At 74.0% G+C, this 15347-nt stretch carries 7 protein-coding genes; 3 read left to right on the plus strand and 4 right to left on the minus strand.

From position 1 onward, the window contains the following. Window positions 1–81 precede the first annotated feature (81 nt). Both ACFU5G_RS23390 and ACFU5G_RS23395 read right to left on the minus strand, forming a co-directional pair. Window positions 82–4122, minus strand: a complete 4041-nt coding sequence (locus ACFU5G_RS23390) for a S8 family serine peptidase (protein WP_377250174.1) — start codon at window positions 4120–4122, stop codon at window positions 82–84. A 187-nt stretch (window positions 4123–4309) separates the two neighbouring features. Continuing rightward, a complete protein-coding gene (locus ACFU5G_RS23395) occupies window positions 4310–5155 on the minus strand; it encodes an alpha/beta fold hydrolase (RefSeq protein ID WP_377250176.1) in 846 nt (281 codons plus the stop codon). 108 nt (window positions 5156–5263) lie between these two features. On the opposite strand from ACFU5G_RS23395, the gene ACFU5G_RS23400 reads away from it, so the two are divergent. Then, window positions 5264–8011 (plus strand): AAA family ATPase, encoded by a 2748-nt coding sequence (locus ACFU5G_RS23400; protein WP_377250178.1) that lies wholly within the window; start codon window positions 5264–5266, stop codon window positions 8009–8011. A gap of 138 nt (window positions 8012–8149) precedes the next feature. Then, window positions 8150–8974, plus strand: coding sequence for an alpha/beta hydrolase (locus ACFU5G_RS23405; RefSeq protein WP_377250180.1), 825 nt, complete (start codon window positions 8150–8152; stop codon window positions 8972–8974). Between the two features lie 66 nt (window positions 8975–9040). Here the strand turns inward: ACFU5G_RS23405 and ACFU5G_RS23410 are convergent, their stop codons facing one another. Further along, window positions 9041–10327 (minus strand): MFS transporter, encoded by a 1287-nt coding sequence (locus tag ACFU5G_RS23410; protein ID WP_377250183.1) that lies wholly within the window; start codon window positions 10325–10327, stop codon window positions 9041–9043. A gap of 73 nt (window positions 10328–10400) precedes the next feature. Continuing rightward, the gene (locus tag ACFU5G_RS23415; protein WP_377250186.1) at window positions 10401–11408 is read right to left on the minus strand and encodes a helix-turn-helix domain-containing protein; all 1008 of its coding nucleotides are present in this window, start codon (window positions 11406–11408) and stop codon (window positions 10401–10403) included. Window positions 11409–11524: 116 nt separating this feature from the next. On the opposite strand from ACFU5G_RS23415, the gene ACFU5G_RS23420 reads away from it, so the two are divergent. Then, window positions 11525–15298 carry a S8 family serine peptidase gene (locus ACFU5G_RS23420; protein ID WP_377250189.1) on the plus strand — a complete coding sequence of 1258 codons (3774 nt, stop codon included), beginning with the start codon at window positions 11525–11527 and terminating at the stop codon, window positions 15296–15298. Window positions 15299–15347 lie beyond the last annotated feature (49 nt).

A 15347-nucleotide genomic window follows, 5' to 3' on the forward strand; every position in this document is an offset into this window, starting at 1 on the left:
AGCTTGTCGAGACCTGGGTCTCGACAAGCTCGACCAGCGAGGGACCGCTCGACCAGCGAGGGACGCCCGACCAGCGAAGGCCTAGCCGCAGTACTCGTTCAGCTCGAAGTCGTGCACCACCGTCTGTCCCTTGACGATGCGCGCCGACTTCGACTCCGGCGGGTACCCCGTCGCCGAGCTGAGCAGCGTCAGCCGGTTGTTGGACACCCCCATCCAGCGGGCGTAGCCGCCGTCCGGCCCGGTCACGAGCGTGACGTCGTACTCGGAGCCGTCGATGACCACGAACGCGCCCTCGAGCGGCACCGTCTCGTCGTCACACGTGGCGCCCGTGACCGTCCCGGCGATCTTGCCCCAGCTCGCGGGCGGGGTCACCGAGAGCGACACCTCGACGCGGGGCTCGCTGTACGGCGTGCCGCCGTCGGCCACGACGTCCGAGGTGTAGGTGCCCGGCTGGTCGACCCGGCTGCTGTCGAGGTCGACGAACACCTTGGCGGACTTGCCCGGGGCCAGCGTGAACGCCGGCGGCTGCACGTCGAGCCACGGCACGTCGACCGTGGTCTCGCCGGTCACGTTGAGCACCGTGTGCATGTCGGGGAACCCGAGGTCCGCCACGGTGGCGGGCTCGGGGTTGCCGCAGTCGTCGGAGGCGAGGTACGACGGCGCCGTCTCCGGCTCCGCGTTGGAGCCGATGAAGAACTCGTCGGCGCTGACCACCTCGACCACGAGCGTGCCGGACGCGGTGCCGGTGACCGGCACGTCGACCAGCGTGAGGTCCTGGGCCTCCAGCGTGACGTCGGACGAGCCCACGAGCGTCATGTTCTCGTAGACGAAGTCCCCGTCGAGCTCGTACAGGTTGACCGTGACGTTGCTGTCCGCCACGGCGGTCTCGACGCCGAACGACACGTTGGTCACGGCGAGCTCACCCTGGATGTCGAAGTCCTCCAGGGTGAACGTCCGCAGCCACTGCGTCTGGCTGCCCACGCACGCCACCGAGTTGCCCATGGTGATGTCCTGCGACGAGGAGTGGGTGATCGTGGTCCCGTCCGCGAGGAGCGCCGGCGGGGCCGACGGCGTCGCCGTCCTCCCGGGGTGCTTCCCGTTCCGGGCCAGGCCGTCGTCCTTCGCGGCCGCCACGCCCTTGTCGCCCGACGACGCCGCCGTGGTCACCCCGGTGGTCTCGCCGCTCGCCCCCTTGATGACGCCGGTGCCCGACGACGCCCCGAGGATCTCGAAGTCGGACGACGCCGGCGCCACCTCGACGTCCGCGGGCGCGGTGCCCTCGTTCGTCACGGTGAACGAGCCGGACCGGGTCCCGCCCAGGCGCACCTCGCGGGAGATCTGCTCCGGCGAGACGGTCAGGAGCGGGGCCGCGAGCTCGACGTCCTGCCGGGTGATCGCGTCGGCGACGACGGTCACCGTCGCCTCGGTGGACTCGTAGTCCTTGGCGGCGTAGCCGACCTGCTGCTCGCCGACCTCCGGGGAGAACAGCGAGTAGTACCCGGCGCCGACCGTCGGGTTCTCGGGGTCGACGGTCCTGGCGCTCTGCTCCCCCGCCGTCACCGTGGCGCCGTTCACGCCGTCACCGGTGTTGAGGTCGTGCACGAACCCGGAGACCAGGCCGCCCTCGATCGGCGTGCAGGCCCCGATCGCGACGTTGTCGACCTGCCACCACAGGGCGTACACGGCGTCCCCGTAGTGGAACCGGACCCGCACGTCGGACCGGTCGGCGGCGGCCGTGATCGGGACGACCGTGTGCCCGAGCGCGTCGGACGTCTGGTGCAGCACCGTCTCCCAGGTCTCCCCGCCGTCGAGGCTGAGGTCCACGTCGGCGAAGTCGTCGATCGCGCCGTACGACTGGTCGAACGTCAGGAGCGGCGCCTCGACGCCGCTCAGGTCGTACGCGGGCGACGTGAGCGTGGTGTCCTGCGCCCCGTCCTCGCCGTAGGCGTCGCTGTTCACCTCGGCGAACAGGCCCTCGCCGCCGGTCATGTTGCTCGCGCCGAACCGGTCGTCGAACGTCCAGACCTGCTCGGTGCCGGCCAGGTCCTCGACGGTCCAGCCCTCGGGCACGTCGCCCGACTCGAACTCCTCCGTGGCACCCGCCCCGACGAGGTCGTAGCCGGGGGCCGTGCACTCGGAGAGCACGGGGATCGCGGCGTCGGCGGAAACCGGGTCCGTGCCGACCTCGACCGCCTGGGTGAACGCGGCGTAGCCGGTCACGGACGGCTGCACGACCAGCGTGTGCGTGGCCGACTGCGGCAGCTCCAGCGAGTACTCGCCGGTGAACGGGTCGGTCCAGGTGGCGACGCCGCTCGGCGCGCCCTGCACCGTGATCTCGGCGTCGAGCGGCCAGTCGTGGCCGGAACCGTCGGTGACGGTGCCGCTCACGGTCGTCGTGGGCGCGGCCTCCAGAGTGACGTCCACCGTGACGGTCTCGCCCTCGACGACCTCGGCCTGCGCCGTGGCGTCCAGGTACCCGAACGCGGAGACGGCCAGCTCGTGCGTGCCCTCCTCCAGGCCCAGGCGGAACGCGCCCTCGGCGTCCGTGGTGTCGGAGCGGTCGCCCGTGGTCACGCGCGCCCCGCCGACGGGCTCGCCGTCGGCGTCGGTCACGGTGCCCGCGACGAAGCCGAAGCCGTCGGTCGGCGCGGCGGCGACGAGCGCCGCGACGTCGAGCTTGCCCTCGCCCCACACGTTGTTGTCGGCGGGGGTGCCGCCGCAGGAGTCGTCGGCCACGTCGACCGAGGTCTGGTCCAGCAGGGCCTGGGTGCCCTCGATGTCGCCGACCAGGACCGGCGCCGCGCTCCACAGCAGCGCGACGGCGCCGGCCAGGTGCGGGGAGGCCATGGACGTGCCGCTGAACTCGGCGTAGTCGCCGCCCGGGACGGACGAGCGCACGTTGTCACCGGGGGCGGCCAGGTTCGGCTTGGTCACGCCGTCGGCGCCCGGGCCGCGCGAGGAGAACTCGGCGATCTCGCCGGACTCCCCGAACGCTCCGGCCGCGTAGGTGGCGACGTTGGCCCCGGGGGACGACGTCGACTGGCAGCCGGCCTCGCCCGCGTTGCCCGCGGCCCACGCGCCGAAGATGCCCGCCGCCTCCCAGGCGTCGATCTCCTCGGACATGAAGTCGTCGATGGCGCCCGGCTCCTGCTGGCCCCACGAGTTGTTCACGACGTGCGGGCGCTGGGACGGGTCGGGGTCCGAGCCGTCGGCGCGCGTCGGCGCCAGGATCCACTGGCCCGAGGCCAGCAGGTCGGCGTCGGAGCAGGAGGCGCAGCCGTTGGCCGCGATCCAGTCGGCGCCCGGTGCGACGCCGACCTGGTTGCCCTCGCCGTCGTCGCCCACCATGGTGCCCATGACGTGCGTGCCGTGGGCGTCGCCGTCGCACGGGGCGCCGTCGCAGAAGCCGCCGGCGTCGAACCAGTTGTAGTCGTTGCTCAGGCCGTCCGCGCCCAGGTAGCCGCGGTAGTGCTCCAGCAGCGCGGGGTGCTCGACGTCGACGCCGGAGTCGATGTTCGCCACGGTGATGCCCTCGCCGGTGAACCCGAGGTCCCACACGTCGGGGGCGCCGATGGCGTCCAGGCCCCACTCGGTCGCGAGCGGCGCGCGCTTCGTCGTGGCCTTGCGCTCCACGGGCTCGATCGGCTGCGCCGCGAACCGCTCGTGCACCTGCCTGACCTCGCGGCTCGCGGCGACCTGCTCGGCGAGCTCCTGCGTGCCGTCCTGCACGAGGATCGCGTTGCTGATCCAGTAGGACTCGTAGTCCACGCCGGCGGCCTTCAGGTCGGCGACGACGCCGGACTGGGAGGCCTTGGCCGTGCGGGTCAGCTCGTCGTAGACGTACTGGCCGCGCTCGTCCCAGTCGGCCATCGCCTTGGCGGGCGCGAGGTCCGGCCGGTCGGCGAACCGGATCCAGAAGTCGGTCGACTCCTTGGTCTCCAGCCGCGTCTGCACGGCGGGCGTGATCTTGTCGGCGGCGCGGTCGGGGACGTCGGCGGCCGCGACGGGCGCCGTCCCCGCCGGTGCCGGGGTGCTCGCGAGCGCCGGGGTCACGCTCACCGTGGTGGCCAGCAGTGCGCCGACCGCTGCGAGAGCGATCGGCGCGCGTCGTCTGGTTGGCATGCGACTGTGCATCTTGCCTCCGGGGTGCAAGCGCCCTGAGCGGGGCGCAACCACTGGTCCACGTACGTGGTCCACGTGACACTCTGGAGAGACCGGGCGAAAAGGGCAACGAAAGTATCCTGCTCACCCGCTGTCCGCCGCCTGGGAACCAGCACCCAGGCGGCGGACAGTCTTCAGCGGACGGGGCTCAGCTGTTCCGGGCCGCGTCCAGGATGACCTTGGTGACGGCGCCCGGCTGGCTGATCATCGCGACGTGCGAGCTCTTGAGCTCGACCGTCGTGGAGCCGGCGCGCTTCGCCATGGCCCGTTCGGCCTGCGGCGGGATGATCCGGTCGTTCTTGGCCACGATGTACCAGCTCGGGATGTCCTCCCACGCGGGCGGGCCGGACGGCGTCACCAGCGAGCTGAGCGTCGCCGGGCGCTGGCTGGTGGCCATGACCTCGGCCGTGTCGCGCGGGAGGTCCTGGGCGAACAGCCGCGGGTACCACTCGGGGTCGATGTATGCGTCGGCGTCGTTCTCAGGGGCCCCGGGGTAGGGGCGCAGCACGAGGTGGTCGATCACCACGGGCGGCGGGCCGCCGCCCAGCGCGTTGGCGTCGGCCACGGTCTCGCCCTCCGCGAGCGCGAAGGCCGCCACGTAGACCAGGGCCTCGACGTCTTCGTCGCCGGTCGCGGCGTTGGTGATGACGGCGCCGCCGTAGGAGTGGCCCACCAGCACGATCGGTCCCTCGATGGTGTCGAGGAACAGGCGCAGGTACTCGCTGTCCGACGTCGGGCCGCGCAGCGGGTTGGAGAACGCCAGGACCGGGTAGCCGCGGTCCTGGAGGCGCTCGGTGACGCCGGACCAGCCGCTGGAGTCGGCGAACGCGCCGTGGACGAGCACGATCGTGGGCTTGGCGTGGTGTCCCGGGGACCCGTGGGAACCGTGCGAGCGGGCCGGCGCCGTAGCACCGGTCACGGACGAGAGAGCGAGCAGTGCCGTGGCGAGCGCGGCGACCAAGGCGGTAGGGCGGGTGAAGCGTCTCCTGGCCATCGGTGTGTCTCCTGTCGTGGTTCGGACACAAAAGATCATCCGCAGCGGACCGGGTGAATGGACCACGTGAACCACGTAGTCCCTCCCGTACCGACCTACCGTTGGCGGATGGAGACCGCCGCCACCCCTCTGGGGCGCGACGAGGAGCTGCGTCGGCTGGCCACGCTGCTCCGTGGTGCGCGCACCGGCCGCGGCGGGTCGCTGCTGGTGCTGGGCGAGCCGGGGATCGGCAAGACCTGCCTGCTGACCGAGGCGACCCGCGTCCCGGGCCTGACCACGATCCGCCTGGACGGGTACGAGTCGGAGTCGACCATCCCGTTCGCGGCGGTGCAGCGGCTGGTCACGATGCTCCGCGAGCACTGCGCCGGGCTGCCGGAGCGGCAGCGGCAGGCCGTGCGCGTCGCGTCGGGCCAGACCGAGGGGCCGCCGCCCGACCGGTTCCTGGTGGGCCTCGGCGTGCTGGGGCTGCTCTCGGCGGCCGCGGACCGGACCCCCGTGGTGTGCGTCGTCGACGACGCGCACCTGATCGACGCCGAGAGCCTGGACGCCCTCGCGTTCGTGGCGCGGCGGCTCGCGGTGGAGCACGTGGCGGTCGTCTTCGCGGCCCGGGACGACGGCGGGTTCGCGGAGCGGATGGGCGGTGTGCCGCAGCTCGCCCTGACGGGCCTGGACCTGGAGGCGGCGGTGCAGCTGCTGAACCGGTCGGCGGCGCAGCCGGTGGCGCCGTCGGCGGCCGCGGCCATCGCCCGGGCCACGGGCGGCAACCCGCTGGCGCTGATCGACCTGGCGGGCGACGCCCTGGTGCACGAGCTGCCCGACCTGGGGCTGGGCGGCGCGCCCGTGCCCGTGGGACGGCACCTGGAGGAGCACTACGTGCGGCAGGTGCGGCGCGCCGACCCCCACGTGCAGGCCTGGGTGCTGCTGGCAGCCGCGGACTCCACGGGGAACATCGACCTGCTGGCTGCCGCGGCGCACGACGTCGGCCTGGACCCCGGCGGCGGCGACCGGGCCGAGCTCGCCGGCCTGGTGGAGCTGCAGCCCGTGGTGCGGTTCCGGCACCCGCTGGTGCGGTCCGCCGTCTACAACGCCGCGCCCGGCCCCGAGCTGCGCCGCATGCACGCGGCGCTCGCCCGGGCGGCCGAGGGCCTCGGCCTGGTCGAGACGGCGGCCTGGCACGCGGCCCGCGCGGTGCTCGGCACCGACCCGGCCGTCGCCGACCGCCTGGCGCACACCGCGGACCTGGCCGCGCGGCGCGGCGGGCTCGCGTCGCGCGCGACGATCCTGACCCGCGCCGCCGAGCTCACGCCGCCCGGGCCGGTCCGCGGCGCGCGGCAGGTCGGGGCGGCCGAGGCGGCGCTGTCCGTCGGCGCGGTCCACCTGGCGCAGCGGCTGGTCGACGAGATCGACCTGACCACGGTCGACGCCACCACGAGCGGCCGCGTGACGTCGGTACGCAGCGCGCTGGCCCTGTTCACGGCGGACCCGGACGGCGTGCGCGGGGCCACCGCCGCCCACCTCGGCGCGGCCGACGCGTTCCACGGCCGGGACCCCGAGCGGGAGCAGGTGGCGCTGCTGCGCGCGTTCGAGTCCTGCTGCACCACCGAGCGGCTCATGCTGGGCGTCACGCGGGAGGACCTGGGCCGGCGGCTCGCCGCGGGCGCGGACCTCGCCGAGGGGCCGGCGTCCGACGTCCTGCGCGGGCTGGGCGCCCTGGTGCTCGCCCCGTACCCCCAGGCCGTGGGCCCGGCGCGGGCCGCGCTCGACGCGCTCCTCACGCTGCCCGACACCGACCTGATGCACATGGGCACCACCATCGCGTCGCTCGGCACGTTCCTGTGGGACGACGCCGGCCGGACCGCCGCCCTGGTCCGCGCGGCCCAGGCGGCGCGCGACTCCGGGGCGCTGCAGGTGCTCGACACGCTGCTGTGGGTCATGGCCCTGTCCGAGCTCTGGGGCGGGTCGCTGCGCCGGGCCACCGGCTACGACGAGCTCGTGCGCGACGTGCGCCGCGCCATGGGGTACGACGCCGAGAACGTGCCCAACGTCGCCGTCCTGGCCTGGACCGGGGCGCCGCGGCCCGCCGTCCAGGCGATCGCGGACGGCGCCGCCGCGACCGGGTTCGGCGGGGTCGAGGGGTCCGCCATGGCGGCCCTCGCGGTGCGTGACCTCGCCGAGGGCAGCTACCAGGACGCCTACGAGCGGCTGCTGCCGCTCATCGAGGACCCGTTCCTGCACGTCACGCCGCACCAGTACCCGGACTACGTCGAGGCGGCCGCGCGCAGCGGGCACCCGGCCGAGGCGGCGCGGGCCGCCCGGCTGCTGTCCGCCCTAGCGGACGCGAACGGCTCGGCCTGGTGCCGCGGGGTGGCGGAGCGCGCGCTGGCGCTGGCCCTGGCGGACCCGGACGATCCCGAACCGCACTACCGGGCCTCGATCGAGGCCCTGAGCGGCACGGGCGCGGAGATGGACCGGGCCCGGTCCCACCTGGTCTACGGGGAGTGGCTGCGCCGGGCCCGACGGCGGCGCGACGCGGCCGAGCAGCTCCGGCTCGCCCTGCAGCACCTGCACCACAGCGGGGCCGAGCTGTTCGTGGCGCGCACCGTCGCGGAGCTGGCGACCCTCGGTGCCCCGGGCGAGACCGACGCCCCGCCCCGGCGGTTCGGCCTGACGGCGCAGGAGCACACGATCGCGCGGCTGGCCGCGCGCGGCCGCACCAACCCGGAGATCGCGGCCAACCTGTTCATCAGCCCCAGCACCGTGGACTACCACCTGCGCAAGGTCTTCCAGAAGCTCGGTGTGACCTCGCGGCGACAGCTCGCGGACCGGCTGACGATGCACGCCAGCGCCACGCCCTAGCACCTCCCGGACCCGCGACGGACTACGTGGTTCACGTGGTCCGCGCGGGCCGTCCCGGGCGGCAGGGTCTAGGGGACGTCGCCCCCGGCCGACGCGCACGCCCTGATGCCCCTGCCCGACGCCCCGAGGAGCAGCCTGATGAACGCAGCACAGCCCGACACCGTCGTTCTCGTCCACGGCCTGTGGATGACCCCGCGCAGCTGGGAGGCCTGGGTGGACCACTACCGGGCCGAGGGACTGACGGTGCTCACGCCCGGCTACCCCGGCTTCGACATCGAGGTCGAGGCCCTGCGGGAGAACCCCGAGATCATCGCGAAGCTCACCGTGCCCGAGACCGTCGACCACCTCGCCGGCGTGATCGAGGCGCTGCCGAGACCGCCGATCATCATGGGGCACTCGTTCGGCGGCGCGCTCACGCAGCTCCTGCTGGCCCGCGGGCTGGGGGCCGCGGGCGTCGTGATCGACTCCGCACCGACCGAGGGCGTGCGGGTGAACCCGCTGTCGCAGGTCAGGTCGCTGTTCCCGGCGCTGAAGAACCCCGCCAACCGGCACCGCGCCGTGGGCTTCACGCCCGAGGAGTTCCACTACGCGTTCACCAACACGCTCTCGGCCGAGGAGTCGCGCGGCGTCTGGGAGCGGTACGCCATCCCGGCGCCGGGGCACTGGGTCTGGGAGTACGGCCTGTTCGCGAACCTCAAGCCCGGACCCCAGGAGACCTGGGTGGACTACGCGGCCGACCGCGCTCCGCTGCTGTTCATCGGCGGCAGCGAGGACCACATCATGCCGCCGTCGGTGAACCGGTCCAACGCCAAGCACTACGACAGGTCGCCCGCCGTCACGGAGTACTACGAGTTCGAGGGCCGCGACCACTGGACCTGCGGCGCGACCGGCTGGGAGGCCGTCGCCGACCACGCGCTGACGTGGGCGCGGGAGCACGCGGCGACGTCGGACCCGGTCGCCTGACCGCACCCTGCGCTGGTCGAGCTTGTCGAGACCCGGGTCTCGACAGGCTCGACCGCCGTACGGGGGTCAGGACGACGACGCCTCAGCCGGGACCCGCCGCAGGCCGTTGACCTCGGGCGTGACGCGTCGCCCGACGGCGAAGGCGGTTGCCGCGATGCCGGCGCACCCGGCCACCACGACGCCGATGAACGCCCCGGACCAGCCGTGCTCCAGCAGCAGCCCCGCGACCACGGGCCCCGCGATGGTGCCGGCCTGGAACGAGCCCGAGCCGATCGCGTTGTACCGGCCGCGCAGGTGGGCGGGCGCCATGTCGTTGGTCAGGGCGGGCAGCACGGACTGCATGAGGGTCTCCCCCAGGCCGAACACGCCGTGGAACGCCAGCACGATCACCACGGCCGCAAGCCCGCCCGGCAGCAGGCCGGTGACGCCGAGCAGCAGCCAGGCCGCGGCCCACACCACGGCCATGAGCGCGAGGACACGCGTGCGGCGGCGTCCGCTCACGCGGTTCATCACCCAGAACTGCAAGACCACGATGACCACGGTGTTCACCACGAACGCGAACCCGACCACGCGCGTGGAGACCTCGGCGACCTGCCGGGCGAACGCCGGGAAGCCGCCCTCCATCTGCCCGTAGCCCACGAACGCCGCGAGCAGGCCCAGCGCGGCCAGCCACAGCACCTCGGGCCGGCGCAGGATCGCGAGGTAGCTCTCGCCGCCGACCTCGGCGTCGTGCGGACGGTCCACGCGGCCGTGCAGGTGCCGCAGCGGGCCCAGCAGCACCACGACCGGGAGCAGGAACGTCGCCGCGTTGACCAGGAACGCCATGACGAAGGTGCCGGGCCGCTCGACGTCGACCACGAGGCCGCCCACCACGCCGCCCACGCCGACGCCGAGGTTGAGCAGCGCGAAGTTCACGCCGTAGTACCGCTGCCGCAGGTCGCCGTCGACGACCGTGGCCACCAGCGCGTTCACCGACGGCCAGCCGACGCCGAGCTGCACGCCGAACAGGGCGAGCCCGGCGGCCGCGACCAGCGGCGTCGTGGCGAAGGCCAGCACCGAGTAGCCCGCCACGGCGAAGAACAGGCCGGTCAGCATGACGCGGCGGGCGCCGTACCGGTCGACCAGGGCGCCGGCCGGGCCGGTCACGAGCACGCCGACCACGGCGATCAGGCCCATGAGCGTGCCGGACAGGGCCAGCGAGAACCCGCGCACCTCGTGCAGGTAGATGATCGTGAAGGGGAGCGTCAGGCCGCGGCCGAAGAACTGCACCACCACGGTGGACAGCAGCCAGCGGCCGTCCTGCGGCAGGTCCGCCCAGAATCCGAGGGCGCCGGTGCGTGGAGAAGAGGTCACCGGCTGATCCTCGCCCCGGGCCCGGCGGCGCGGAAAGCGGATTTCGGACGGCACCGTGCCCGCGTCGCGAACGTCACACGGGCACGGCCCCCGCGCGCACCCAGCCGCGCGTCGCGGCGTGCCAGCCGAGCTGCACGCGCGTCTCGACGCCGGCCAGGTCCATCAGCGCGCGCACCCGGCGCTGCACCGTGCGCAGCGACGTGCCGAGCTGCTTGGCCACGGCCTGGTCGGTGAGCCCGGCGAGCAGCAGGCCGAGCACGCGGGCGTCGTCGTCGTCCACGTGCTCCACCACGTCGCCGGCCAGGCCGGACGTGCCCACGAGCAGCGGCGTCGAGCGGTCCCAGACGTTCTCGAAGAGCGCGAGCAGGGCGTCGAGCAGCGTGCTCTCGCGGACCAGCAGCGCGCCCACGACGTCGCCCGACGACGTGAGCGGCAGCAGCGCGAGCCGGCGGTCGATGAGGATGAGCTTGAGCGGCACCCGCTCGGCGAACCGCACGTCCTCGCCCGCCTCGGTGGCCTCGACCGCCTCGTCGACCGTGACGGCCTGGCTCTCCAGCATGCTGCGCTCGACCACCACGCGGTACTGCACCCCCCGCTCGACGGCCTGGCCCTCGGCAGAGTTCTCCTGGCTGGACGTGACGATCACCGGCGGGCGGACGAACGCGTCGACGCACTCGCGCGCCCCGAGCTGGAGCTGCTCGAACCGGTGCCGCACGGCGTCCTCGCCCCGGATCACGTCGACGACGTCGGTGGGCCCCCGGCCCGCGGCGGCCACCCGGTAGACCTCCTCGAGCCGGCTGAGCTCGACCTCGGCGTGCCGCACCTCGTCCTGGCGCCGGGCGAGCAGCGCGCCGAGCGCGATCGCGGGCGGCGCGGCGGCGAACCGCCGTTCGTCCCCGGTGAGCCGCGCGGCCAGGCCGTGCTCCTCCAGGCGGCGCAGCAGCCGGTGGGCGTCGCCCAGCGAGGTCCCGAAGGTGGCGAGCGCCGCGGCGAGGTCCGCCACGGTCGCCGAGGGCATGGCGACGAGCTCGCTGTACGCGAGGGTCTCGTCAGGGGTCAGTCCGAGCACGTCGCCGAGCATGGCACTCCTCCGTCACGTCGATGGGTGCCCAACTCTGGCGGAGTCACGACATGCCGTAAAGCCGCCACGATGTGCCTCTTGTGACGTGTCGCGACCGGCTGCGAGTGTCCACCTCCATGAGATCCCCAACCCGGCGCGGGCTCCCGGCCGCCACCCGGGCCGCCGCGGCAGTCGCCGCGACCGCCCTGGTCGCCGCGATGGCCACCACAGCGCACGCGACCCCCAGCAGCTCTGGTTCAGGCAGTTCCGCCCCCGACACCCCCGCGCTGGCCGACGGGCGCACCACCGTCACCCTGGTGACCGGCGACGTCGTGGACGTCACCACCGGGGACGACGGCGCGCTGGCCCTCGGCGTCGAGCCGGCCGGGGGCGGCGCCGTCCGCACCCAGCAGGTGGGCGACCACACCTACGTGATCCCGGACGCCGCGCTGCCGTACCTGGCGGCAGGCACCCTGGACCGGCGGCTCTTCGACGTGACCGCGCTGCTGCAGATGCAGTACGACGACGAGACCGTGGCCGCCACGCCGCTCATCCTGGAGCACACCGGCAGCAGGGCGCGCTCCGCCGCGACCGAGCTGCCGGGCGCGAGGCGCACGCTGGACCTGCCGAGCATCGACGCGTCCGCCGTGGACGCGAGGAAGGCCGAGGCGTCGGCGTTCTGGTCGGCCGCGACAGCTGCTCCCGCGCGCTCGGCGCGGTCGGGGGCCGAGCCCGGGGCGTTCGCCGCGGGTGTCGAGAAGATCTGGCTCGACGGCAAGGCCGAGTCCACCCTGGACCACAGCACGGCGCAGATCGGCGCGCCCGAGGCGTGGGCGGCCGGCTTCGACGGCACGGGCGCCTCGGTGGCCGTGCTCGACACCGGCATCGACGCGACGCACCCCGACGTCGCGGACCAGATCGCGCAGGCGGAGTCGTTCGTGCCCGGCCAGGCGGTCGACGACGACCAGCACGGCCACGGCACGCACGTCGCGTCCACGGTGCTCGGCACGGGCGCCGCGAGCGAGGGCCTCTACAAGGGCGTCGCCCCGGGCGCCGACCTGCTGGTCGGCAAGGTGCTCGACAACGACGGCTACGGCCAGGACTCCTGGATCATCGCGGGCATGGAGTGGGGCGCCGCCAACGCGGACGTCGTCTCCATGAGCCTCGGCGACTCCAGCCTCAACGACGGCACCGACCCCATGGCGCAGGCGCTGAACGCGCTGAGCGAGGAGACGGGCGCCCTGTTCGTCGTCGCGGCCGGCAACAGCTACGCGGAGGGCTCGCTCGGCAGCCCCGGCACGGCCGACGCCGCCCTCACGGTCGGCGCCGTGGACGACGACGACGTGCGCGCCGACTTCTCCAGCTACGGCCCGCGCGTGGGCGACCACGCGATCAAGCCCGACCTGACGGCACCCGGCGTCGGCATCGTCGCGGCCCGCTCGCAGCAGTCGGGCGGTGAGGGCTGGTACGTCTCCATGAACGGCACCTCCATGGCCACCCCGCACGTCGCGGGTGCGGCTGCCATCGTCAAGGGCGCGCACCCGGAGCTGACGGGTGAGCAGCTCAAGGAGGCCCTGGTCTCCTCGGCCGCCGACATCGACGCCCCGGCGTACGAGGTGGGCACGGGCCGCCTGGACGTCCCGGCCGCGCTCGACGGCGTGGACGCGTCCGGCGGCGGGCTGCTCGGCTTCTACGGCTGGCCGCACGACGGTGACGAGCCCGCGAGCGCCCCCGTCACCTTCACCAACTCGACGGACGCCGACGTCACGCTCGCCCTGAGCACCGACGTCACGGGGCCGGACGGCGCGGACAGCGACCTCGTGACCCTGTCCGCCTCCGAGGTGGTGGTCCCGGCCGGCGGCACGGCCGACGTCACGGTCACCGCCGACGCCGACGACGCGGCACTGGCCGGCAAGTACAGCGGCGCCGTCGTCGGCACGGACGCCTCGGGCGAGGTCAGCGTGCGGACCGCCGTCGCGCTGGTCAAGGAGGAGGAGCGGTACGGCCTCGACATCACCGCGCTGGACCGCTCCGGCGAGCCGGCGAGCGGCTACGTGGACTTCTACCGCTACGGCGACCAGTTCGTCAGCAGCCTGCCGATCGACCCGGCCACGGGCGAGGTGCCGACGCAGCGGCTGGAGCCCGGCGTGTACTCCGCGACCGCGTTCCTCGACGTCGCCGGTTCGAAGGGCCCGGGCTCGACCGGCATCGCGCTGGTCGGTGACCCGCAGGTCGTCGTCTCCGACGCGGACCAGTCCCTGGTGCTGGACGCCCGCGACGCCGACGAGCTGACGCTGCGGACGCCCCGCGCGAGCGAGGTGGACTACCGGCGGTTCCAGTTCTTCAACGACTCCGGGATCGGCGGCCTGTACTCGACGTTCGGCGCCACGTACGCGGTGCCGGCCGACGTCGACTCGTTCTACGCCGCGAAGACGGGGCCGGTCGACAGCGCCGACTTCGACTTCGCCGTGCGGTGGCGGGCCACCGAGCCGGCCCTCGACGTGCGGGCCTGGACTCCGCTGCCCGTCGCGTTCGACCCGGTGTACCAGGCCGGCTCGGCGCGGCTCGACGGCCGGGTCGCGCTGCGGGCCGTCACGGCCGGCACGGGCACCGCTGCCGACTACGAAGGTGTGAGCGCCAAGGGTCGCGCAGTGCTGGTGACCAGGGACGACGCCGTCACCACCGAGGAGCGGGAGGCCGCCGCCCAGGCTGCCGGCGCCGCGCTGCTCGTAGTCGTCGACGACCGGCCGGGCTCGCTGGTCGAGAACGTCACCCAGGGTGACCTGCCCGTCGTCTCCGTTCCGGAGGCGCAGGGTGCCAAGCTCCTGAAGGCGGCCGGCAAGGGCCTGCTCACGCTCACGGGCAAGGCGGTGGAGTTCCCGACGTACCTGTACGACGTGTCGAAGAGCTGGCCCGGTGAGATCCCCGCCGAGCTGGGGCTGGCGCCGACCAGCCGCCAGCTCGCGACCGTGGAGAGCAGGTACCACGACACTGAAGAGCGGCTCGCCGTCGACGACCGCGCCGACTGCCGCGACTACCAGTGGCCGCCGTGCCTGAGCGTCCGGGCCCTGCAGCCCACGAAGACGGAGCGGACCGACTACGTCTCCACGTACGACGACGTCGAGTGGTACGAGAACGTGAACCACGAGAGCGGCTGGGAGCAGCGTGGCGTGCGGCAGGCGTACGAGCCGCGCAGCACCACGGTGCGCGACTGGTTCGCCGCCGTGGCGGCGCCCCGCACGGGCGACGGCTACTGGGGCCCGTGGCACAGCGGCGACTGGTTCGCCGTCAACGTGTCCACCGCGGGCGGCCCGAACGGCCTGACCGGTGGGTTCGGCTGGGGCGAGACCCCGGTGACCTCCCGCCTCTACCAGGGCGACACCCTGGTAAGGGAGAACATCGGCCAGGCGGTCCAGACGTCGGTCCCGCTGGTCGACGGGCCGCAGAAGTACCGGTTCGAGATCGACACCGACGCCGCCGACGACGCCCACCGGTACTCGACGCGCACCCGCACGTCGTGGACCTTCGTGGCCGACCAGGCCGACGAGGCCGTGCCCGGCGAGAACGGCACGCCGCTCCCGCTGGTCCAGCTCGACTACGACGTGGACACGGCCCTGGACGGCACCGTCCGGGCGGGCTCGACCGTGCCGTTCGCGGTGGAGCCGTACACGGTGCCCGGCGCTCCGCGGGCCGGGACGGTCGACGGGGCGACGCTGGAGGTCAGCTACAACGGCGGCACCACGTGGTCCAAGGTCTCGCTGCGGCGCGACGACGACCGCTGGGAGGCGCGCCTGCGCATCCCGTCCCGTGGCGCCGACCTGGTCTCGCTGCGGGCGACCGCCCATGACGACGCCGGCAACTCGGTGACCCAGGAGGTCACGGCCGCGTTCGGCATCGCCGGCAAGAAGTAGGCCGCTCGAGGACGACGACGAGGCCCGGTCTCCCGCACCCTGCGGGAGC

Source organism: Promicromonospora sp. NPDC057488, assembly GCF_042802395.1.
Taxonomy (GTDB): Bacteria; Actinomycetota; Actinomycetes; order Actinomycetales; family Cellulomonadaceae; genus Promicromonospora.